At 39.4% G+C, this 22,244-nt stretch carries 19 protein-coding genes and 1 pseudogene; 9 read left to right on the top strand and 11 right to left on the bottom strand.

What is annotated here, in order from left to right:
• Positions 1–35: 35 nt before the first annotated feature.
• The 5 genes from C5Z26_RS11340 to gshAB all read left to right on the top strand — a co-directional run bounded on the left by C5Z26_RS11340 (position 36) and on the right by gshAB (position 6,280).
• Positions 36–308, top strand: coding sequence for a cupredoxin domain-containing protein (locus C5Z26_RS11340; protein WP_105450034.1), 273 nt, complete (start codon positions 36–38; stop codon positions 306–308).
• Positions 305–2,224 (top strand): copper-translocating P-type ATPase, encoded by a 1,920-nt coding sequence (locus C5Z26_RS11345; protein WP_105450035.1) that lies wholly within the window; start codon positions 305–307, stop codon positions 2,222–2,224. Before C5Z26_RS11340 ends, C5Z26_RS11345 begins: the two co-directional genes overlap by 4 nt.
• A gap of 233 nt (positions 2,225–2,457) precedes the next feature.
• The gene (locus tag C5Z26_RS11350) at positions 2,458–3,045 is read left to right on the top strand and encodes a LemA family protein (RefSeq protein WP_105450036.1); all 588 of its coding nucleotides are present in this window, start codon (positions 2,458–2,460) and stop codon (positions 3,043–3,045) included.
• A 12-nt stretch (positions 3,046–3,057) separates the two neighbouring features.
• Positions 3,058–3,846, top strand: coding sequence for a TPM domain-containing protein (locus C5Z26_RS11355; protein ID WP_234005688.1), 789 nt, complete (start codon positions 3,058–3,060; stop codon positions 3,844–3,846).
• Between the two features lie 160 nt (positions 3,847–4,006).
• Positions 4,007–6,280: a bifunctional glutamate--cysteine ligase GshA/glutathione synthetase GshB gene (gene gshAB, locus C5Z26_RS11360; protein ID WP_082232378.1), complete on the top strand. Its 2,274-nt coding sequence runs from the start codon at positions 4,007–4,009 to the stop codon at positions 6,278–6,280.
• A gap of 129 nt (positions 6,281–6,409) precedes the next feature.
• On the opposite strand, the pseudogene C5Z26_RS11365 reads toward gshAB, so the two are convergent.
• A pseudogene (locus C5Z26_RS11365) lies at positions 6,410–6,667 on the bottom strand (NusG domain II-containing protein); the annotation flags it as partial.
• Positions 6,668–6,882: 215 nt separating this feature from the next.
• On the opposite strand from C5Z26_RS11365, the gene merR reads away from it, so the two are divergent.
• The 3 genes from merR (at position 6,883) to C5Z26_RS11380 (ending at position 10,504) form a co-directional block, all read left to right on the top strand.
• Positions 6,883–7,275, top strand: coding sequence for a mercury resistance transcriptional regulator MerR (gene merR / locus C5Z26_RS11370; protein ID WP_020220203.1), 393 nt, complete (start codon positions 6,883–6,885; stop codon positions 7,273–7,275).
• 24 nt (positions 7,276–7,299) lie between these two features.
• Positions 7,300–8,940 carry a mercury(II) reductase gene (gene merA / locus C5Z26_RS11375; RefSeq protein ID WP_041094406.1) on the top strand — a complete coding sequence of 547 codons (1,641 nt, stop codon included), beginning with the start codon at positions 7,300–7,302 and terminating at the stop codon, positions 8,938–8,940.
• A 241-nt stretch (positions 8,941–9,181) separates the two neighbouring features.
• Positions 9,182–10,504: an ISL3 family transposase gene (locus C5Z26_RS11380; protein ID WP_041094404.1), complete on the top strand. Its 1,323-nt coding sequence runs from the start codon at positions 9,182–9,184 to the stop codon at positions 10,502–10,504.
• Here the strand turns inward: C5Z26_RS11380 and C5Z26_RS11385 are convergent.
• The 4 genes from C5Z26_RS11385 to C5Z26_RS12550 all read right to left on the bottom strand — a co-directional run bounded on the left by C5Z26_RS11385 (position 10,499) and on the right by C5Z26_RS12550 (position 12,468).
• Entirely contained in the window at positions 10,499–10,726 is a 228-nt protein-coding gene (locus C5Z26_RS11385; RefSeq protein ID WP_191978425.1) for a hypothetical protein, read from the bottom strand. The genes C5Z26_RS11380 and C5Z26_RS11385 overlap by 6 nt on opposite strands.
• Positions 10,727–10,827: 101 nt before the next feature.
• On the bottom strand, positions 10,828–11,871 hold the full coding sequence (locus C5Z26_RS12510) for a C40 family peptidase (protein ID WP_234005752.1): 1,044 nt from the start codon (positions 11,869–11,871) through the stop codon (positions 10,828–10,830).
• Positions 11,872–11,989: 118 nt separating this feature from the next.
• Positions 11,990–12,286, bottom strand: coding sequence for a hypothetical protein (locus tag C5Z26_RS11395; RefSeq protein ID WP_041094402.1), 297 nt, complete (start codon positions 12,284–12,286; stop codon positions 11,990–11,992).
• Positions 12,287–12,300: 14 nt separating this feature from the next.
• The gene (locus C5Z26_RS12550) at positions 12,301–12,468 is read right to left on the bottom strand and encodes a DUF2933 domain-containing protein (RefSeq protein ID WP_162182092.1); all 168 of its coding nucleotides are present in this window, start codon (positions 12,466–12,468) and stop codon (positions 12,301–12,303) included.
• Between the two features lie 387 nt (positions 12,469–12,855).
• On the opposite strand from C5Z26_RS12550, the gene C5Z26_RS11400 reads away from it, so the two are divergent.
• Complete coding sequence (locus C5Z26_RS11400; RefSeq protein ID WP_105450037.1) at positions 12,856–14,091, top strand: IS110 family RNA-guided transposase; 1,236 nt, start codon at positions 12,856–12,858, stop codon at positions 14,089–14,091.
• Between the two features lie 330 nt (positions 14,092–14,421).
• On the opposite strand, the gene C5Z26_RS11405 is transcribed toward C5Z26_RS11400, so the two are convergent.
• From C5Z26_RS11405 to C5Z26_RS11430, 6 genes are read right to left on the bottom strand one after another with little or no spacing between them, the layout of a single operon-like run.
• Positions 14,422–15,696, bottom strand: a complete 1,275-nt coding sequence (locus C5Z26_RS11405) for a conjugal transfer protein (protein WP_010581394.1) — start codon at positions 15,694–15,696, stop codon at positions 14,422–14,424.
• A 26-nt stretch (positions 15,697–15,722) separates the two neighbouring features.
• Entirely contained in the window at positions 15,723–16,319 is a 597-nt protein-coding gene (locus tag C5Z26_RS11410) for a hypothetical protein (protein WP_010581393.1), read from the bottom strand.
• An 11-nt stretch (positions 16,320–16,330) separates the two neighbouring features.
• Positions 16,331–17,326 (bottom strand): bifunctional lytic transglycosylase/C40 family peptidase, encoded by a 996-nt coding sequence (locus C5Z26_RS11415; RefSeq protein ID WP_010581392.1) that lies wholly within the window; start codon positions 17,324–17,326, stop codon positions 16,331–16,333.
• Positions 17,319–19,361, bottom strand: coding sequence for a CD3337/EF1877 family mobilome membrane protein (locus C5Z26_RS11420; RefSeq protein WP_010581391.1), 2,043 nt, complete (start codon positions 19,359–19,361; stop codon positions 17,319–17,321). The genes C5Z26_RS11415 and C5Z26_RS11420 overlap by 8 nt, the downstream gene beginning before the upstream one ends.
• Positions 19,362–21,815, bottom strand: coding sequence for a conjugal transfer ATPase TcpF (gene tcpF, locus C5Z26_RS11425; RefSeq protein ID WP_010581390.1), 2,454 nt, complete (start codon positions 21,813–21,815; stop codon positions 19,362–19,364). It abuts the gene before it with no gap.
• Positions 21,812–22,192, bottom strand: a complete 381-nt coding sequence (locus C5Z26_RS11430; protein WP_100070866.1) for a conjugal transfer protein — start codon at positions 22,190–22,192, stop codon at positions 21,812–21,814. The genes tcpF and C5Z26_RS11430 overlap by 4 nt, the downstream gene beginning before the upstream one ends.
• Positions 22,193–22,244: the final 52 nt, after the last annotated feature.

Raw genomic sequence — 22,244 nt, forward strand, 5'->3', positions numbered from 1 at the left:
AAATTTAGCTTATAAAAATATTGGAGGTAGTTATTATGGCAGAAAAGAAACAAAGTATTGTGGTGGTTGTTGATGGTGGCTATCATCCAGATACAGTGAAACTAACTAAAGGAATTCCCGCGGAAATTATTTTTAAGCGGATCAGTGATAAGGGATGTGTAGATACGATTGTATTTCCAAAATTTGGTATTAAGCGTTTCTTACCAATAAACGAACAACAAATTTTCTCGATCAATACAGATAAGGCCGGTGAATATCAATTTCATTGTGGGATGGACATGGTTTATGGAAAGGTGGTTATTAAATGAGTATTCGAAATCGTTTTATATTCTCTTTAATTGTTTCTACCCCGATACTAATAAACATGGTTGCTAGCCCGTTTGGTTTTAAATTGCCGGGAGATATGTGGACACAGTTTCTACTCACAACCGCAGTTATGGTAATTTCTGGACGAGCATTTATACAAAGTGCTTGGGCATCATTTCGTCATCATCACGCCAATATGGACACTTTAGTAGCTATTGGCACGGGAACGGCCTATTTATATAGTATTTATGCAATGTTTAGTAACCAAGACGTTTTCTTCGAAGATGCAGCCCTTGTCATCACCTTAATTTTATTGGGCCAAGTTTTTGAAGAAAACATGAAACGTAATGCGTCTGGTGCTGTGGCAAAGCTATTGGATTTACAAGCGAAAGAAGCCGAAGTTTTGCGTGGTGGAGAAATTATTAAAGTTCCAATGGCTGAAGTTATCGTAGGCGATATTCTTCGTGTTAAACCAGGACAAAAAATTGCTGTAGATGGCGTAATTACTGAAGGTAGTTCGACAATTGATGAATCAATGGTTACAGGTGAAAGTATGCCGACTGAGAAAAAAGTTGGCGATACGGTAATTGGCTCAACAATGAATAGTACTGGAACATTTATGTTTAAAGCTAGTAAAGTAGGCAATGATACATTACTAGCACAAATTGTTGAAATGGTAAAAAAAGCTCAAACTAGTCATGCACCAATTCAAAAAACTGTTGATAAGATTTCCGATATCTTTGTTCCTGCTGTTCTAATTATTGCAATTCTGGCCTTTTTCGTTTGGTATGTTTTACTTGGGGCCAGCGTAGTAACTGCCATGCTATTTACTGTTTCGGTAATCATCATCGCTTGCCCTTGTGCATTAGGAATTGCTACGCCAACGGCTTTGATGGTTGGTACCGGACGCAGTGCTAAGATGGGTATTCTAATTAAAAACGGTGAAGTGCTGGAGGCTGTCAATACAATCAAAACGGTTGTTTTTGATAAAACAGGTACGATTACAGTTGGAAAGCCAAAAGTAACGGATATTATTGGTGATGAACAAATGGTACTTGACATAGCAGCTAATCTTGAGGCTTCTTCGGAACATCCTTTAGCCGCAGCAGTGTTAGAAAAAGCTAAGGAACAAGACATCACACCTAATTCTGCACAAAATTTCAAAGCAATCGAGGGTAAAGGTGTACAAGCACAGATCAATGGTAAAAAAGCCTTCATTGGCAATGATAAATTACTTGATAATTATAAGCTTACTGATCAATTAACAGCTAAAATGGTACAGTTGCAAAGCGAAGCCAAAACAGTGGTAATTGTTGGCTACGACGATAAAATTGTTGGGTTAATTGCTATTCAAGATGCGCCAAAGCAAAGCTCAGCTACAGCAATTGCGGCCTTGAAGAAACGTGGCTTACGTCCAGTTATGTTAACTGGTGATAATGAACGAGTTGCTCGGGCAATTGCTGATCAGGTTGGCATTGATGAAGTAATTGCCGATGTACTACCTGGTGATAAGGCCGATCATGTAAAACAGCTTCAACAACAGGCACCAGTTGCGTTTGTTGGTGATGGCATTAACGATGCACCGGCATTAACAACAGCTGACGTTGGAATCGCCATGGGATCAGGAACAGATATTGCGATTGAATCAGGCGGTATTATCTTAGTCAAAAATAACTTATTGGATGTTGTTAATGCACTTGAATTAAGTCAAAAGACGTTTAATCGAATTAAGTTGAACTTGTTCTGGGCATTTATATATAATTCACTGGGCATTCCTGTCGCTGCTGGTATTTTTGTCGGACTTGGTTTGATCTTAAGCCCAGAGCTGGCTGGTTTGGGGATGGCATTGAGTTCATTATCCGTTGTTGCGAGCTCGTTGATGCTTAATAAAACCAAGTTAACCACTGTAACTGCGTGAGACTGGAGGTCATAAAGTGGAAAATCAAAATTCAAAGAAATCTACAGTAATAACAGTTGCGGTAGCAGTTATCTATACTATTGTTGCAATTTTTGCTGGAATACTCTTGTTAAATTAACTACGAGTTTGAATTAAAGAAGTAGAAATTTAAATCTTGTTATACTGTTTTTGGTTTAATTTTCTGGGATTTCATTAAACAATAAATGTAGAGTTTTTTTGAGAGGATGAGAGCAATGCAATCTCGAAGATTTAAGCCTTGGTGGGTTGTTTTAGTAGTATCTTTAGGCATTTTTGTTGTTATAGGAGCGATTAGTGTTGGTACCTATAATAATTTAGCTAAACAGAATCAAGAAGTTGAAGCGCAATGGAGTCAAGTAGAGAACGTGATGCAACGACGCTATGATTTAATTCCAAACTTGGTAAGTGCAGTTAAAGGAAGCATGAATCAGGAACAGAAGGTTTTTGGTCAAATTGCTGATGCACGGAAGAGTTATGGCAGTGCGACAACAGTTAAGGAAAAGGCTAATGCTGATAATAAAATCAATAGTTCAGTTGGTACTTTGATCAATGTGATCCAAGAAAATTATCCTAATTTGAAGTCGAATACCAATGTTGCGACGTTAATGACCCAACTAGAGGGATCTGAAAATCGTATTGCGGTTGAACGACGTCGTTATATTCAGCAAGTTAAGACTTATAATCAAAGTGTGGTTACTTTTCCTAAAAATATTTTTGCATCTACAATGGGCTTAGGTAAAAAGACTGAATTTAAAGCAAATTCAAATGCAAGCAAGGCTCCTAAAGTTGATTTTAACAACTAGGAAGTGGACACAGTGAAACGAAAAAAGACGAATATCTGGCTGTGGTTATTATTATTACCATTTTTGTCACTGTTCCAAACTACTCTTGTTCAGGCAGCCAGTTTACCTAATACGCCAGCTGAAAATTATTTTGACCAAGTGAATTTGCTAGATTCACAGACACAAAATTTAGTTAATGCTAAGAACCAACAATATGAAGGAACCAAGGCTAAACCACAAATTATGTTGGCTGTGGTAAAATCTACTGGCGATACCGATATAGACCAGTATGCAGCTGATTTATTTTCAAAATGGAGAATTGGTCAAAAGAATTCGGATAATGGTATTCTAATTCTTTACGCCTTAAATGGTGGGAAACGTAATGTTCGTATCGAGGTTGGTTATGGATTAGAAGATGTGGTTACAGATAGCCAATCTGGACAAATTTTGAACAATAATACGGCAGAATTGAAATCTACTTCCTCTACAATCGTAAACCAGGGATTGCAGAAAACATTCGATAGCGTAGCAACATTAGTTGATAAACATTATGGCTATAAAAATAATAAAAGTGCAATTTCTGGTAATGAAAATCAGAATGTAGTTAAATCTGATCGTAATCTTTTCAATTGGAAAAATATTTTGCAACTAATCGTTTTGCTTATTTTTATCGGTTTTATAATCAGTCCTTGGGGTCGCAGTTGGCAATTCTGGTCAATAATAGCTTGGCTTTTCAATAATAATAATGATCATTTTGGTGGCTTTGGTGGTGGTTCTTCAGGTGGTGGTGGATCCTCTGGCGGTGGTGGTGCAAGCATTTAGATTCTAGAATATTTAAGATTTATTTTCCGTTTATTTTTCCATTTGGAATACCGAGATAATATTTACGCTTAAAATATCGTAGTATTTGCGGACTATGATGTAATAATAGTTATTTATAGTTTCTAAAAAGCAAAAGTGTGAAAAAGAGAGATGAAAATAGTTGATTATTTTTAGTGAATTATTGCAGCAAACGCCAAGTGTATCTGCAATATCGCATTCGAGAATTGGTGTAGAGCGCGAAAGCCAGCGAGTAACTTTAGACGGAAAGTTAGCTGGTACTGATCACCCGATCGTATTTGGTAGTCGTCGGTTTCATCCCTATATTAAAACAGACTTTGCCGAGACACAGTTAGAAATCGTAACCCCGGTAGTGGATACTGTGAATGATTTGTTCCATTGGTTGGCTGCATTACATGATGTGGTCTACCAGTCATTACCAACTAATGAAATGTTGTGGCCTCTTAGCATGCCACCAGCATTGCCAAGTTGTGAAGATCAGATTAGCCTAGCTAAGTTACCCGACTTTAAGGATGTTTTGTATCGACGTTATTTGGCAAAAACTTATGGTCGGCGTAAACAGATGATCAGTGGCTTACATTTTAATTTTGAGCTTCCGGCTGTGTTGGTTGAAGCATTGTATCGCCAACAATGTGAAATTAAGGATCTTGCCTGTTTTAAAACAACTCTCTATTTAAAAATAGCGCGTAATTATCTGCATTACCGTTGGGTGATTACTTATTTGTTCGGTGCATCTCCTGTTGCCGAACGTAACTACTTTAAGCACCATGAAGAGAAGCCCCAGAAGATAGTTCGAAGCATTAGAAACAGTGAGTTCGGTTATCGCAATAAAGAAAATGTTCAAGTATCGTTCGAATCATTGAAAATCTATCTCAGTGATATCGAATCTCAAATACGCAAAGGTAATTTACTTGAAGAGAAAGAATTTTATTCTTCAGTTAGGTTGCGCGAGAGCCAAAATATAGTCAGATGTAAACAAACAAAAATTGATTATCTTGAGTTAAGAAATATCGATATTAATCCATTTGAACGATATGGAATTAGTAAAAATCAGATTGTGTTTATGGAACTATTTATGCTATTCATGCTTTGGACAGATGAGAAGAAAAATGGTGATGATTGGATAGCAACTGGTAATCAAACCAATAATGAGGTGGCGCTTGAGTCACCATTAGCACCAACTTGTTATCGAACAAACGGCCTTAAAATAATTAATTTAATGAAAAAAATGACAAAGCAGTTGAATTTAAATGGTTATGAAGAAGTGCTACAACAGTCCCAGGACATGCTCATAGATGTTACAAAAACGATTGGTGGACGAATGACGAAGGGGTTAATGGCCACTAAACAATCGGATTTGGCAACAGCAATCGGATTAAAGAATCGTAGGGTTACCATGCAGGTACCTTATCAATTAAACGGCTTTGTCAATATGGAGCTATCAACACAAATCTTAATGTTTGATGCAATTCAAAAAGGTATTATGGTGGACATGGTCGATGAAAATGATCAGTTATTAAAACTACAATTGGGTCACCAAATTGAGTATGTTAAGAATGGTAATATGACAAGTCGAGATAGTTATATTGTGCCGCTGATCATGAAAAATAAGACGGCTACTAAAAGGATTTTGGTCACGGCGGGGTTTAATGTTCCAATCGGAGTTGAATTTGTTAACGCGGACACGGCTTTAGCGGCCTATTCAAGATTTGTGGGTGAACCGATTGTGATTAAGCCCCAGTCGGCTAATTACGGTAGGGGAGTTTCCGTATTTCAGTTTTCTCCTTCTCTAGCTGATTATCAACAAGCAATTCGGCGAGCATTTACTGAATGTTCGACTGTACTGGTTGAGAATTTTTTTGCAGGGCCTGAATATCGGTTTTTAGTAATTAATGATAAAATAAAGGCAGTATTATTACGAATTCCAGCTAATGTTATTGGTGATGGGCATCATACAGTAAAACAGTTAGTTGCAATTAAAAATAAGAGTACTTTACGTGGCCTGAATGATCGAACACCGCTTACAAAGATTTCTTTGGGTGTGGTCGAACAAGCCATGTTGAAAAGCCAAAGCCTTACGGTTGATTCAATTCCGGTGGTTGGTAAGCGCACCTATCTTAGAAAAAATTCAAATATCAGTTCCGGTGGTGATTCCATTGATGTAACTGATCAAATTGACTTTACTTACAAGGAAAAAGCTGTAGCTGCTGTGAAGTGTTTAGGTGCAAAAATATGTGGAATTGATTTGATTATTCCAGATAGATTAGTTCCGGTTTCTAGTCACGAGTCCTACTCAATTATCGAGGCCAACTACAATCCGATGATGGATATGCATTGCTATCCCTATAAGGGTAAAAAACGTCGAGTAACAGTAGACGTGTTAGAGTTCCTGTTTCCACAACTAACCAATTTGTAATGCTTCATTCAATAATGATAATAATGATGAGTACGCAAAAATAAATATATAGTAAAAGGCAATCATAATTTCCAATTTGGAGTACATCCTTTTGGAGGATCATGATTGCCTTTTTAAACGCTTGTATGTTTAAGGCTTTACAAGAGAGTTATCTGGTGTGGTAGACTTATTACTACTTTTTATCGTTATAATTAGACGGTGAGAAAGACAAATACTTTGTTGACCTGGTTTACTAATCCAACCAGTATTGACAGCAATCTGGTCTGGTGTATTGTCTTCCTTGTCTCGAATGCGTGTCCCATTAACTTCTATAATATTATATTCACCAGAGTGTGGGTGTAAGGTAAATAATTTATGTGGTGTTTTTTTTGATAATTTAATTTTTTTTGGGTCTTCGGAATATATAGTGGAATTACTTTTTTAATAGTTTAAAAACAACTGGTGTTTAAATCGGATTTTCTAGTGGGATGTTAGGACAATCAATAGTATTATAAAAGTATCAATCACATACGAGTGATACGTTGGGGAAAAAATAAAATAGTCCAATTTACTTGACCGTGTACTATGGTACACGGTTTATAATATTCATGGGGTGAAATAAGATGATTTACCGCATTAGTGAGTTTGCAGAAAAATGTGGCGTTAATAAAGAAACGATTAGATATTACGAGCGAAAAAATTTACTACAAGAACCTCACCGAACGGAAGCTGGTTATCGGATATATTCATATGATGACGTTAAGCGTGTTGGGTTTATTAAACGAATACAGGAACTTGGATTTTCTTTAAACGAGATTTATAAATTACTTGGTGTTGTAGATAAAGATGAAGTTCGTTGTCAAGATATGTTCGAATTTGTTTCTAAAAAACAAATGGAAGTTCAAAAACAAATAGAGGATTTAAAACGAATTGAAACTATGTTAGACGACTTAAAACAACGATGTCCAGATGAAAAGCAATTACATTCGTGTCCAATAATAGAAACATTAACATGAGAGATTAACGAAAGGGGCTTTATTATGAATAAATTTAAGGTAAACATTCAAGGAATGACCTGTGCGGGTTGTGAAAAACACGTTGAATCAGCACTTGAAAAGATAGGTGCTAAAAATATTGAGTCTAGTTTTCGTCGTGGTGAAGCAGTATTTGAACTACCCAATGAAATTGAGGTTGAAAGTGCAATAAAGGCGATTGATGAAGCAAATTACAAAGCCAGAGAAATTGAAGAAGTATCATCACTAGAAAACGTGGCGTTAAGTAATGAAGACAATTATGACCTTCTTATTATTGGTTCTGGTGCTGCTGCCTTTTCATCGGCAATTAAAGCTATAGAATACGGTGCAAAAGTTGGAATGATTGAGCGTGGAACGGTTGGGGGAACCTGTGTGAATATTGGCTGTGTTCCGTCAAAAACTCTTCTTAGGGCAGGGGAAATCAATCATTTATCAAAAGACAACCCGTTTATAGGTTTACAAACATCCGCTGGAGAAGTGGATTTAGCTAGTTTAATCACGCAAAAGGATAAATTGGTGAGCGAACTTCGGAATCAAAAATATGTGGATTTAATTGATGAATATAATTTTGATTTAATTAAAGGTGAAGCAAAATTCGTTGATGCTAGTACGGTTGAGGTCAATGGGGCAAAGTTATCTGCAAAACGCTTTTTAATTGCAACAGGTGCATCTCCTTCATTGCCCCAAATTTCAGGACTTGAAGAAATGGACTATTTAACTAGTACAACACTTCTTGAGTTAAAGAAAATACCAAAACGATTAACTGTAATTGGTTCAGGATACATTGGAATGGAGCTTGGACAACTATTTCATCATTTAGGTTCAGAAATAACGCTTATGCAAAGAAGTGAGCGACTTTTAAAGGAGTATGATCCTGAGATTTCAGAGTCAGTTGAAAAAGCGTTAATTGAACAGGGGATAAGCCTTGTCAAAGGGGCAACTTTTGAGCGTGTTGTACAAAGTGGAGAGATAAAAAAGGTTTACGTAACAGTAAATGGCAGTAAAGAAGTTATTGAATCAGATCAGTTACTTGTTGCCACTGGAAGAAAACCAAATACGGATTCTTTAAATTTAAGTGCGGCAGGTGTTGAAACCGGAAAAAATAATGAAATCCTGATCAATGATTTTGGTCAAACAAGTAATGAAAAGATTTATGCAGCAGGAGATGTGACGTTAGGACCGCAATTTGTATATGTAGCAGCCTATGAAGGTGGAATTATTACTGATAATGCTATCGGTGGGTTAAACAAAAAAATAGATTTATCGGTAGTTCCTGCTGTTACGTTTACGAATCCAACGGTTGCAACGGTTGGTTTAACAGAAGAACAAGCAAAAGAGAAAGGGTATGATGTGAAGACATCTGTATTACCTTTAGATGCTGTTCCAAGAGCAATTGTAAACCGTGAAACAACCGGTGTATTTAAACTAGTAGCAGATGCAGAAACACTAAAAGTATTAGGGGTTCATATTGTATCTGAGAATGCAGGAGATGTCATCTATGCAGCATCATTAGCTGTTAAATTTAACTTAACGATAGAAGATTTAACAGAAACCCTAGCACCATATTTAACAATGGCTGAAGGGCTAAAATTAGCTGCACTTACGTTCGATAAAAATGTTTCGAAATTATCTTGTTGTGCAGTCTAAGGGAACTTTTTTTACAATTCCCTATTCAAGTGAACCAGCTAATACTGTACTAAAGTGTGCAGTAGTTTAGCAAAGTCTACAAAAGGATTTCATACACTATTTTGCGATCACCCATTATATAAATGCTTTAAGGGATTTTCTAAGTGCATTTCTGGTCACAAAAATAATTTAACACTGATGATTTCGACATCAAATCTATATTTGATACCTTAACACCGCAGAGTAATAAAGGATGAACAATATGTCAGACTTATTATCCCTACCAGACATTAAAACAATAGAATCACCACAAGAAAATGAAACCGATATGATGTTTAAAGTTGAAGCAGTCGGACCACCTGAACGTTGTCCTGAATGTGGTTTTGACAAGTTGTACAAACACAGTTCAAGAAATCAACTAATTATGGATTTGCCCATTCGTTTAAAGCGAGTGGGCTTACAATTGAACCGTAGACGATACAAGTGTCGTGAATGCGGATCTACCTTCTGGGAACGCCTAGTATCTGTAGATGAAAAGCGTAGTATGACCAAAAGGCTTTTAAAGTCTATTCAAGAGCAATCCATGTCTAAGACCTTTGTAGAAGTCGCAGAAAGCGTTGGCGTTGACGAGAAAACTATTAGGAACGTTTTTAAGGACTATGTGGCACTCAAAGAACGTGAATACCAGTTTGAAACTCCTAAGTGGCTTGGGATAGACGAGATACATATTATCCAAAGACCTCGGCTTGTATTGACTAATATTGAACGCAGGACTATTTATGACATCAAGCCTAACCGTAACAAGGAAACAGTCATCCAACGTCTTTCAGAAATTAGTGACAGGACTTATATTGAGTACGTCACAATGGATATGTGGAAGCCCTACAAAGACGCAGTGAACACTATCCTTCCACACGCTAAAGTGGTCGTAGATAAGTTTCATGTAGTTAGAATGGCTAATCAAGCCTTAGATAACGTCAGAAAGTCTTTGAAAGCTCATATGAGCCAAAAAGAAAGACGTACCCTTATGCGTGAAAGGTTTATCCTTCTAAAGCGTAAACACGATCTAAATGAACGTGAATCATTCCTCTTAGAGACTTGGTTAGGTAATCTTCCTGCCTTAAAAGAAGCCTATGAACTCAAAGAAGAGTTTTACTGGATATGGGATACTCCTGATTCAGATGAAGGTCGTCTTCGTTATAGTCAATGGAGACACCGTTGTATGTCCAGTAACTCTAAAGATGCATATAAAGACCTCGTGAGAGCCGTAGACAACTGGCATGTCGAAATATTCAACTACTTTGATAAAAGGCTCACTAACGCTTATACGGAGTCAATTAACAGCATTATTAGGCAGGTAGAGCGAATGGGTAGAGGTTACTCGTTTGATGCCTTACGAGCCAAAATCCTTTTCAATGAGAAGCTCCATAAAAAGCGTAAGCCACGATTTAATTCAAGTGCTTTCAATAAAGCTATGTTACACGATAATTTCAATTGGTATGAAGTGAATGATCATAACATTACAGACAACTTTGGTGTCGATTTTTCCACACTTATTAAGAATTTGGAGAAGGGTGATTTATAAGCCCTTTTCCACCATAAAATCCGAATACCCTTTTTTTATTACTTTTTTATCAATAGAAATTTCAGCATAGATAATTGGTTTAGTATTATTATCGGCTGCTGCGGCCAATTGTTGCTTTTGAGAATATCCAAATATGGCTAATGGTATAAAGGAAACTATTAATAATATGAGAAAAATTATATAATCCCAAGGACGCACTTGTTTTTTTAGATTTTTAAACATTTTTATTTATCGACATAATTAAAAGACACGAACTGCGAATGAGGGAGAAAAATAACTATTGATCGTGCGAATTCCAACTGAATCACTAGGTTTTGGTGAATCTATATATTGATTATTACCAATATAAATAGCGTCATGGTAGCTGGCACCAGGTTCTCCCAGAAAAGAATATCACCTGGTTGCAGATTATCTAGACTAACTTTAGTACCAGCACTTTCCTGAGCAACGGTGTAACCGCCAACTTCTTTCCCTGCTTGGCGAAACGCATAGCCAACTAGGCCAGAACAATCGAATCCGCTTGGTGTTTTTCCACCCCACACATAAGGAACACCAATTTGTGCTTCTGCTGCATTAATAATATTTTCTATAGTAGATTGTGAGGCAGCGTTTGTGTTAGTAGTTTTTTGTGCTCCTGTATTAGCAGCAGCCGAACTTTGATTGTTGACCGATTGTTCTTGCGGTAGAGCCGATTTAGTTGTTTGCATAATATTTGAACTAGTTGAACTTTGTGCAGCTGTAGTGGGGGCAATCGTATCATCGCTTGAATCATTGGTACTAACTGTTTCAGAAGTAGCGCTTTGTTGCGGAGCTGATAATTGTTTTGTTTGAGAATTAATATAGTAAGGGGTTCCATTGTTATCAGACGCTAAGTATGTTTCTGGTACCCATCCTTGATCAATTCGGAACCAAGTCACACCATTTATTTCTTGCTGCCCTTGAATAGTTATGGCAGTACCATAAGATAAGTATTCTCCAGTCGGCGTAGTACCAGCTGAATCAGTCCAAATAGTGATTGCGGCATCTTTTAAGTTTGCAACTACCGTTTTGGTTGTGGCTGTTGCCGTGGGTGTAACCGTAGTTTCCTGAGCCATTTTTAAATATGTTTCTGGTACCCATTGATTTTCTGCTAATTGATACCAGTTTACTTTGTTAACACTTTTTTTAACATCAAGGGTAACTTTTGAATTAGGAGCTAAATAACTAATTGGCTTACTAGAATAGCTTGGACTACTCCAAACTGTAGTAGCACCGATTTGATAGGAAACTGTAGCTTGAGTTGTAGCTGCCTCAGCTGGTTTTCCTGTGAAAAGTACAATACCAGTTAATGATAGTGCTGTAACTAAAATAGGTGTATTTTTTTTCATTAATTTCAACTTTATGTCCTCCAATTATGCAATATACTTCATTTAAACAATTTAATGTGTAATAAATATGGAGAAATATACAAAAAAGGAGTGCTTGAGATAAGCACTCAAAATTGAATTATTTGATGTCAACTACGCCGATAAATTCAACATCACTTATTGCGGTTAAATAAAAACTATCGGTTGATTCTAACACAGCAACTTGACCGCTTTGAATAGTATATTCCTGATCTGGTGTGGTTAACTTTACCTTTCCTTTCAAAGGAATAAGAACTATATTTCCAGGTACTGGATGAAATTCGCCATTATTTGTCACGGTATTTTTCTTTAATTTACGATGACCAATCCGTCTTGGACCACTTTCATAAAGATGTTCATGAACTTCATTGTCATGACTGCCAGTTAATATTTGCATATAATACCTCCAAGCTAATTGACTTTTTTACGTGGTTTTTCAGTGTTGCTGGAATCTTGTTGGGTATGATTTCCGCAGCCATTCATACTACCAGAATTCCCATGCATCATACCTTTATGCATAAATAGCATCATGAGTGGATGTGCTAAAAGAATAAGAGCTATTAGAATCCATTGTGACATAACTTCACTTCCTTTCGTTTTTGATTCTAGAATAAGTATAAAATAGAAGTGTGTCATTTCTATGTTGCAGTGGGTTTATTCATAATTATAAACATTCCTTTCGCGTACCGCTCAAGGCACAAAACGCAATGAAAAAGCGTTTGCCTGCAGCGGTATTTCTTTGTATATTTAACTTGTGATCGTACCTTGTACACTACAAATCACGTGGAGATTAGTAGCACTGACGTTAGCGTTAGTGCTGAATAATTATATGTGTAGGTTGTCCTTTCAAGCACAAATAAGTGTGACTTTGAGCACGCAAACTTATCTTTGTTTAAACTACTCGTTTAATGCTGGACAACTAGTCCCTACTTTGTGGGATCACAATCTTGAGGGAGGTACAAGACAATGCTAAAAATTGTCTATCAGAACTGTTGTGGCTTAGATGTTCACAAAACTTTTGTGGTTGCTTGTTTGGCCATCACTGATGGCCACGGTATTACCACCTACAAGCGTCACCGCTTCTCGACCTTCACTAACGGCCTGCGGTCGTTAGCTGATTGGTTAGAGCTATACTCATGTTTTGATCTCTGTATGGAATCCACCGGTAAATACTGGATCCCCGTACACAATATTTTAGAAAAACGTGATATTCGGATCACTTTGGCCCACCCCAAGTATGTCAAAGCGATTCGCGGTAAGAAGACCGATAAGAAAGATGCCCAATGGATCGCAGATTTATTTAAACACGATCTCGTTGCTGGTAGCTTTATGCCACCGGCAGATATTCGCCAATTACGTGATCTGCTACGTTATCGGTTTAAACTGACTAATTTTACTTCAAGTGAAAAGAATCGGTTTCAAAATTCATTAACGGTCTCTAACATTCAATTAGCTAGTGTGGTTTCCGACACTTTCGGAAAAAGTGCGTCCAAAATTATTGAGCGCATCCTAGAAAATCCGTTAGAACCTGATGTGGATTTGCCAAGTTTGATTCACGGTAGCCTGAAGAAAAAATTACCAGAATTAGAATTAGCGATTGATGGCGTCATTACTCCTGAACAAGCAGAGAAAATGAAGCTTATCAAGCAACACTATGAACAGCTGGTTGCCAATAAACAAGCATTAGAAACAATCATCCTAGAATTGGCTAAACCTTATGCCAAAGAAATTGAATTGATCCAAAGCACACCGGGCTTTGGTAGTTCTATGATGTCATCCATTAGTGTCATCTCAGAAATTGGTGTTGATATGACTAAGTTCTATTCAGCTAAACATCTTTGTTCTTGGGCCGGCTTAACGCCAACTAATAACGAAAGTGCGGGTAAAAAGCACTCGGTTCGTATCTCACGTGCTGGCTGCTATCTCAAGCCATTACTCGTTCAAATAGCCAATGCAGTTGTTCGGAGTCCGAAACACCCCGAAATTCGCAATCGCTATTTAGCGCTCAAGAAACGGCGCGGCCATAAACGGGCAATAATCGCCATTGCCCGGCAATTATTAACCGCAATTTATCACATGTTGAGTGAACATGTGGTCTATACGCCGCCGGTGATTAAAGAACAAAACCAACCAACACGCGCAATGACCGTTGAAGCCGCAATCCAATTTGCGAAACAGCACGGCTTTAGGGTAACTGCTTGAGGGAGGTCAAATTCTGAGGTTTACCCACCTTTATTTAAGTTGGCCTTTTTTCAATTAATTAGGTTGACTGCTAATATCTGTTTTTTTCAAACTTAAAATCTAGAGCGCAAACCGATATTACTGAACACCGCAAGAGAATAAAAACGAACACGAATTTTATCACCAATATCAGGCATTACGCAAGTATATTTATTCAACATGAGCAGAAGAAGACGATAAACTCGATGCTAAGTAATCATGACAACTAAAGACTGTAAATATAAAATAAATTAATTGTTATTTAAAGCATATTATGTATTCACGGCATTCATTTGAACGCCGTGGTTTTTACTATAAACCAGACTTAATTGTCCAGTTTGAACCTGCTTTTTCTAAAATAAGAGAGTACTGTGAATATTGGGTCATATCGGTTTCACTATCGAGGAACTTGACGGTCGCGTCAACTCGAATGTTGTCGCCTTGACGATGGAAGGTGGGATTGACCAGTTCCGCAAAACGGTAGTCTTTATTTAGTGGTTTTGTCCCTCCATCGACATAATATTTCAGTTCATTGGTGGTGCCGCTAGGATAAAGGGTGAAGAAAGTCGTTAGAAATTTAGTGATGCTACTGGTGGTTTCGGCATCAATTGAACTATCTGTTTGAAGCTGTTTTTCTGTTGCTTTGGCCTTAGACGGAGCTGCCGCAATCGTTGGATTAGTCACAATCACCATGTCACCATCTTTATTTTTCATAACATTCAATGAGTAGGTGGACTCGATTGCTTTTGCGGCGTCTTCTTTTTGACTGTTTTTGATCTGCTGATTAACGGTGAATAAGACTTCATTGACTTGATTCTTTTTAGCCTCAACTTTCCAAATTCGAATATCAGACACAGTGGAAGTTGTCGGAATATCTGAACGCAAAGCATCGGCATTCAGGGTCACCAATCCATTTAACATAAATTTACTAAGATCTTTTTGTCGGTTTTCTAATTTTTCCTGGTTAGGTTCCCATGTGTAATAGACTTTGGCAAAGTCGGTGATGAATGCTTCAATCGCGTTGGTATCAGTCAACTTAACTTTCACTACTTCACGTTCATGGACTGTGTGTTTATTGATGGCAGTGAAATTCTTGTACACGCCAAAACTCACACTAGCGATCAAGATCAACCAACAGAACCAAGTAGTTTTTCGCCGGATGCCAACGCGAGGTTGTTTTAACTTGCGGGTTTTTTTTTCTTTCATCGGTTTTGGTTGGCGCTTTGGTGGTCGTTGTCGTTTGACTTTTTTACGCGGCCGCTTGGGACGGGCTTTCTTATGTGAAGCGATCTGATGCTTGGCTGGACGTTCGTTGTATTCATACTGTAGATCGTGTTCACTTTCTCGATCATAGGATGACCGTGGTTCACGTTGTTGTTCAAAGTCGTGGGGTGGGTAACGCTCATCGCGATAATCATCTGGTGGTCGGCGATAGTTGCGTTCGTCCCGTTCCTGTATTCGCTGCGGTGGTCGATCCTCATAATCTTCATGATACTGTGGTCGCGGGCGTTCCGCATAGCGATGATCACGGGGATCTTCGTAGTCGTCGTACTCATAGTCGTAGTCTTCATAATCTTGACGGGCCATGGATTGTTCCTCCTTGTGGATCAGATTTACCATTTAAGTTTAGTGGCGAGATTAGCTACACTATTTTGTTGCAAGATGGCAAGGTGATTATTTTTTTGATAGTTGTGGTCCAGTTCATAACACTGATAAAATTTGGGATAGTCATTGCGAAAGCGGTCAAATAACTGGCGTAGACGGACTTGGGTGTAGCCGCGATAGTCTAGTTCACTATAAAGATCGTATTTGTCATCGTTGGTGAAAAATTCTTCGGCAAGGTGTAGTTCTCGATCTAAAATGTATTGGCGGTCTTCCTCACGAAACTTAGTATTGCCTAACCACTCTTTGACGTTTTGTTCATGTTCTAAAGCTAAACGGAACTCACGACGTTTACCAAATTCAAATTGCGGCAGTTCGGCGACAAAGTAATCAATCGCTTTGACTAGATCATTAACATTCGGTTCATGTTGTTCAAAAAACTTGATGCGTTCCCATTCGGCTGAAGCGTGATCGAGTTGTTTGTTACGTAATAAGCGATTATCGCCGTAATTCAAATCAATCCGACTTTCAACCAAAGTATGATCAATAGCGTTAGTTAACAGGTCCATCCAGTGGTCGTAGCTATAGCCGTTCTCACTTAAGGTCATGGATAATCACCTCATTTCTTGATGCGACCAGCACCAACAAGGTGTGCTTGCCAGTAGGCGGTATTTAAGTTAGCGTAGCCAAGGGGATCGCCAGCATTATACATGCGCATATTACCGACATAGATGCCAACGTGGGTAATGTAATCTGAAGTTGCGTAAGTGCCTTTGAAAAATACTAAGTCACCGGCCTTGGAGTTTTTGATACTGATATGTTGGGTCACATTATATTGCGCTTGGGCGGTACGCGGGAGCTTAATACCAGCCTTGGCGTAAGCCCAACTGGTTAACCCAGAACAATCAAAACCTGTGGTTGGCGTTGAGCCGCCAAAAACATAGGGCGTGCCTTGGTATTTAAGTGCTTCGGTCATTATGGCTTTGACCGTTTTATCACTGAAGTTAGCCACAGTCGGGCTAAGATATTGGCTGACTAAACTTACATAGAACATATTGCCATAAGCGTAGCGCCAACCTTCATCAGAAACTGGATTGGTGTAAGTGACTTTTTTGCCGCCGGCCTTTTCTTTAGCGAAATCACTGGCTATTTGTAGCGAATATTTCTTACCATGCGTAGCCACATAATTAATAAAAGCGCCACCGAAGTTGTAACTTTGAATAGCTGTATTTAAATCAGTTTTGGTTGTTTTCATGGATTTGATTAAACTAGCAAAGTATTTCACGCCTTGTTTGATCGAAGCATCCGGCGATAAACTACTGGGAGCTTGGCCCAGTGATTCACTAGACTGCATGACATCGCTACCTTTACCGCCAGATTCAACTTGCATAATCGCGAGAATCACGGTTACTTGATCAGGAATACCAAACTCCTTGCAATATTTTTCAACGGTACTTTTGTACTTGAGTACTTCTGCGGAAAGGTTCATCGAATCAACCACTAACTCAGTAGAATCGCTACTATCATCGTCATCAGCTGTCATTGCCACTGAAAAGAACAACAAGCTAATGAGTATGATCGGCAAAACGGCTAGGCCTAACCATTTCTTATTCATCATGTTTTTGCCTTGGCTTGACCAGCAATTTACGGTGCATGGTTGTTTTATTGACAACGAGATTCAGTGGCTTGTCAGTTGTCGGTTTGAATTGCCGTTTCTCACCAGTTTTGGGTGCAGTCGTGAATGATTGTTTGGGCCGTGATGTTGGCTTTTCTATTGGTGTTTTAGTATGTGGTAGTTTAGTGGTACTGGGATCGCGTGGCTTTGGTTGCGTGACTGGAGAAACTGCCGACTTTTTCTTGATCGGATCAGAATTAGACGGTTGCCGTGGATTCTTTGGCGGATCAACCACTAATTTACGCCGTTGCATTTCTTCCCGACGTTTTTTAGCGGCCAGTTCGCGTTCTGATTGATTGTCTTGACGCTGATTTTTCAACCCATTTTTGAAATCACCAATACCTTTTTTAGCCGTTTCTTTACCTTGATGTAACCCATATTTTGTATTGGTTGGCAGATCCTTTAACTGTTCTTTGGTGTGTTTCGCAGTTGCGGCCATTTTCTTTTTGGTATCTAATGCAGCACCCACTTTTTTACCAGCACGGGTCATCTTGCTAGTGGTGGCATCGCGTTTATTGGGCTGTGGTCGTTTTGAATTACCTTTACCGGTTGCATCAGTACCAGTTTCAGTCTGCGGCTGTGGACGTGGTTTTAAACCGCGTGCGAGCATACCACCCATTGCGGCGTTGCCCATGACCTGCCGGATCAAACGGCTACTACTGCGGCGCAAGCGACTAGCACCAGCTTGGGAGTCAGAACTTTTAAGCTGCATCATGCCCATTAAATCGCCGAGCTTCATCCAGATGCCGGCAAAGATGACGATTTGGAGAAAGGCGACCAGAAAGAATGGGGTGGTGGTCGATAGCCCATAGATCATGGTGGAAAGGCAGAACGTCAATGTTAGGACAATAGTGACGCCAGCACGCATCATGATCGTATTGAATAGCCGCAAAACAGCCGTTTTCATTAAGCCGTTAAATCCTGGGATCATGGCTAAGAGACAACTGATCGGTAAGAAAATGGCGTAAATAATAAAGAGGATTTGACTAAATAACATCATCGCTGTGAGAAAGAAGACAAAAATGGTGATTGCGATATCGAAGATACACACAAAGGTGGTCACACCTAAACGTTGAATCGTTTTGACCGCTGATAGATTGTCGTTTTCTTTATCTTCAATTTCAGCCTTGACGATCTCTGTTCGATCTTTACCTTTGTTCTTGAACGGATCAGTTTTGACCAGTTTGTTGACGCGATCCTCGCCAACCTCCTTGAGATTAGAATCGCCAAACTGTAATAACGTCCACGGCTGTTTGACTTGAATGTTGAATAACGTTTCACGAATCGCATCAACCCCGTTTTTTGAGGTGGACTGTTTATTTTGCATGATCATTTTAGAACCAGTGTTTAAAGCTGAGGTACTCATATCGGCGGAAAATTGGTTGATCTTGCCAATATAGTCGGGTGAGTAGGCAATGAAGCTTGCCGACAGAATAAAAATCACGATAAAATTGGCTACCGCTGAGATGGCTTTGGAGGATTCACGTTTGATCAGGCCAGTATAGGCGACATACACGCCAAGCACTAATATCAGCAACAAAAGCATACCGGGATAAAAGCCGTCAGCGCTAAAGCCGTTTTTAGAAACCCCGGCGAGTAGTTGCATGTTTTTACCAATGGCATCGGTGGTATCTTTGATGAAATCTAGTGAGTAAGCTTGTTGAATCAGGTAACCCGTGGCGTAGGAGAGGTAGACGGAGATCAGCCACAGAAAATTGGTGATAGCATAAATAGCGTACATGACCGACTTGCCAATGCCGTCACCCCAGTTCCATGGCAACCAATCCCATGATGAATCGACGAAATAATCTAGTTGATAGTTATTGACTGGATATTTGGAAAATTCGTGTTTATTATTGACGGTTTCATCGACTAGGCCTGCTGCGTGGACACTTTGGAGAGAAGTAGCACTCACTAGCACCACGACTAGCACAAAGCCGATCAGTAATAAAAGTCGTTTTTTACGTACCGACATTTACTCACCTCCAGTTATCTGCGCTGGTGGGCGAGTGTCGAAGGCCTTGTATAGATGTTCAAAGATATAATCAAAGTGTAGGACACCGACGTGGCCCCAAATATCTTGAAATAAGCATTCACCATTATCCAGTGAACGTAGGCGGTGTTGATTACTTTCATCTTCGGCATCAAGCCCAAAGAAAGTGAGGGTGTTTTTGATTTCATTAATATCGGTCGAACGAAAGGCAAATTTCATACCGATATTATTTTTCATCTTTTCGTCTAGAAGATCATTAGCGTTTTGCGTGACTAGATAAACCCCAGCATTCATTGAACGGCCTTCACGGATCAACTTCATAGAAAGAGCTTTACCTTGCGCTACATTCAAAAATGCCCAAGCTTCATCGAGATCGACAATTTTAAATTGCGAACGATCGGCATGGATAAAGTCGATGGCGAAAGTCGAGATGATCATCAACATGGCGACGGATAACATTTCCGCGGTGATGTATTCATCTTGCGTTTTGTCCGCATCAGGCAGGACCAAATCGGCAATTTGAATGATATTGATTTTGCGGTCCAAGGCGATCGAACGGCGAGTGGAGCCATCTGAAAAGAGTAAGGCGGCAAAATCATAATCGGTGAACGATTCAATATGATCAGCGATATTGTTGGCAATCGGGGTCCCTTCGCGGCGCAGTTCAGTGATCACTTTCAATAATCCGGGTTGCGGATCAAGGGTGACGTTGCGAATCGCTTTACGTAAAGTCGGAAACCGTTCGGCATCACGACTAGAGATTCCCGTTAAAAAGGTGAGTGTATCGACCGCCAGACTTTCAGAATCTTTTGGATTACTGAGAATGATATAAGGATCAAGTAAACCGCGATTCGCTTCTTCGCTGGTCAGGTTAACGATGTTAATATCGTCTTGCATGAAGTCTAAATTTTTCGCCCAATCAGTTCGTTCCGATTTTGGATCAAGTATCAAAGCTTGTGCGCCATAGAGTACGGCGTAGTAAACGAGTAAGTTATTAGAAAATGATTTACCACCGCCAAGTGAACCAAGGAAAGCGGCCGAAAGAGCATTGGTCACTGTTCCCTTTAAGCCTTGCGCGGCTAAGTCAGGTTTGATGAAAACATTGCGGCCGGTATCCACGTTGTAGCCCACATAAATTCCTTCGCGTTCTCCTAAAGCTTGAGTAGCACCAAAGCCTAATGAGGCAATGAAATCACTAGTCACGTATTGAATGTAGTCATTCATGTAGCGCTTTGAAGCGGGCATGAACTCGCTGTGTAGCCCCAGCATATCGCCGAACGGGCGAACCAATTTAATATTCAATGAATCATAGAAATCGAGGACTTGATCAGCGCGCTTTTTCATTTCATCGTAGCTTTTTCCACTGACGCGAATGACATAGGAAATTTTGTACATCGCGTCTTTAGTTTGATCAAGCTCAGCCTCCAAGTCGTCAACGGAATCAAGGGCATCGGCGACACCGCGAGTGGTTTCGTTATTAGATTCATAGGCGTGGTTATCTAAATCTTTCAATTCTTTCTTTTTGTTACGCACCTTAGTTAGTGCCTTTTTGTTAGTCACAATTTCCACATTCAGTGAGGTATCAATGGGAAAATCGAATTGTTGTTGCTGGAAGTAGAAAATCTCACTACCGGGAAAATCTAATTCACCAACAATATCGGATAAGGCCATATAGGTGACATAGGATTCGGTGAAACCGTGGGTGATGATCAAGTAACGCTGCTTTTGTTCAATCAACGAACGCGTTGGCTTGATCAAGTCATATTTTTTGATTACCGTATCTTGTTCATTTTTTTGTCGTGGCAGGTGGTATTGGTAGTCTTCATAATCTTGCCCTGACATACCGTAAAGATGTTCTAACAAGTAACCAAAGTCATCTTTAATCAACGGTCGAATTTTAAACCGGCGACTGACTTTATCGGCAAGGAAGCGGGCGACTTTACGAAAACGATCAACTTCGCTGTTGTTCATGACCATGAAGTCACCGGTGTATTTTTCATTGAATTCATGAAGAAAATCCTGAATGCCAAGCATGATATCATGCCAAACGCCTTTAGCGGATAACTCGCGGTCGTTTAACAGCAGTTTAAAACCAATAAAAAAACGATAATCAACTTGATTATCGCCAATATTGTCGATCAACGCGGCGGCTTGACCGTCAATATGCGTATCGGCAATACTTTTTAAATTTCCTTTGACCGTGGCTTTGGAACGGCGCATCGTGTCTTTGATACTGGATTCGGTGGCAAGTTGTAAGAGATGCAGTTTACCGTCACGGTTTTGTGAGATCAACTGACGGAAATTTTCGTGGACTTCCGCTTTTTGATCAGGTGAGAGAAAAGAGTAATTATAGGGGACGAGTTCGTAATAGGCGAAGCATTCGCCATCACGATTAAACACTAAATTGTCTTCGATATATTTTATGGGAAACTTCACTGGTTGAACCTCCTTACGTGGGTGATGTGGTCAAGGGCATGGGCTTTAACGGGTTTGACTGGCCGTCCGGAAAACGTGATCTTCTGGGCGGTAAAATAAGTGATCACCGAGCGAAGAAAACCTAGTGGCCGTTTGTTATCAAAAGTCTTTTGACTCATGAACCAAGTAATGGCTGCTGGAATACCGAGATATTTTAGGAACGCGCCATCAATAAAACTTAGTGGTGGTACATCGCCCAGCAACATGACCAAAAATAGCGCAACGATGAACCAAGTCATTTGCGTGAACGTGACGGGGAATGGTAGATTAACATCATTGATCGCGTAGAGCACTTTTTCCACTGACCAAATGCTGGTGTAACTACGAATCTTTTTCATAAGTGACCTCCTTTCATTGGGGTAAAGAGGACTGATCCATTTGCTAGACCAG

The organism is Lactobacillus sp. CBA3606 (assembly GCF_002970935.1).
In the GTDB taxonomy this organism is placed as follows: Bacteria; Bacillota; Bacilli; order Lactobacillales; family Lactobacillaceae; genus Lactiplantibacillus.

Excerpts from the sequence above, each read along its gene's own strand:
- C5Z26_RS11340 (WP_105450034.1), top strand. The coding sequence starts at position 36 with ATGGCAGAAAAGAAACAAAGTATTGTGGTGGTTGTTGATGGTGGCTAT.
- C5Z26_RS11345 (WP_105450035.1), top strand. The coding sequence starts at position 305 with ATGAGTATTCGAAATCGTTTTATATTCTCTTTAATTGTTTCTACCCCG.
- C5Z26_RS11350 (WP_105450036.1), top strand. The coding sequence starts at position 2,458 with ATGCAATCTCGAAGATTTAAGCCTTGGTGGGTTGTTTTAGTAGTATCT.
- merR (WP_020220203.1), top strand. The coding sequence starts at position 6,883 with ATGATTTACCGCATTAGTGAGTTTGCAGAAAAATGTGGCGTTAATAAA.
- merA (WP_041094406.1), top strand. The coding sequence starts at position 7,300 with ATGAATAAATTTAAGGTAAACATTCAAGGAATGACCTGTGCGGGTTGT.
- C5Z26_RS11380 (WP_041094404.1), top strand. The coding sequence starts at position 9,182 with ATGTCAGACTTATTATCCCTACCAGACATTAAAACAATAGAATCACCA.
- C5Z26_RS11385 (WP_191978425.1), bottom strand. The coding sequence starts at position 10,726 with ATGTTTAAAAATCTAAAAAAACAAGTGCGTCCTTGGGATTATATAATT.
- C5Z26_RS12510 (WP_234005752.1), bottom strand. The coding sequence starts at position 11,871 with ATGAAAAAAAATACACCTATTTTAGTTACAGCACTATCATTAACTGGT.
- C5Z26_RS11395 (WP_041094402.1), bottom strand. The coding sequence starts at position 12,286 with ATGCAAATATTAACTGGCAGTCATGACAATGAAGTTCATGAACATCTT.
- C5Z26_RS12550 (WP_162182092.1), bottom strand. The coding sequence starts at position 12,468 with ATGTCACAATGGATTCTAATAGCTCTTATTCTTTTAGCACATCCACTC.
- C5Z26_RS11400 (WP_105450037.1), top strand. The coding sequence starts at position 12,856 with ATGCTAAAAATTGTCTATCAGAACTGTTGTGGCTTAGATGTTCACAAA.
- C5Z26_RS11405 (WP_010581394.1), bottom strand. The coding sequence starts at position 15,696 with ATGGCCCGTCAAGATTATGAAGACTACGACTATGAGTACGACGACTAC.
- C5Z26_RS11410 (WP_010581393.1), bottom strand. The coding sequence starts at position 16,319 with ATGACCTTAAGTGAGAACGGCTATAGCTACGACCACTGGATGGACCTG.
- C5Z26_RS11415 (WP_010581392.1), bottom strand. The coding sequence starts at position 17,326 with ATGAATAAGAAATGGTTAGGCCTAGCCGTTTTGCCGATCATACTCATT.
- C5Z26_RS11420 (WP_010581391.1), bottom strand. The coding sequence starts at position 19,361 with ATGTCGGTACGTAAAAAACGACTTTTATTACTGATCGGCTTTGTGCTA.
- C5Z26_RS11430 (WP_100070866.1), bottom strand. The coding sequence starts at position 22,192 with ATGAAAAAGATTCGTAGTTACACCAGCATTTGGTCAGTGGAAAAAGTG.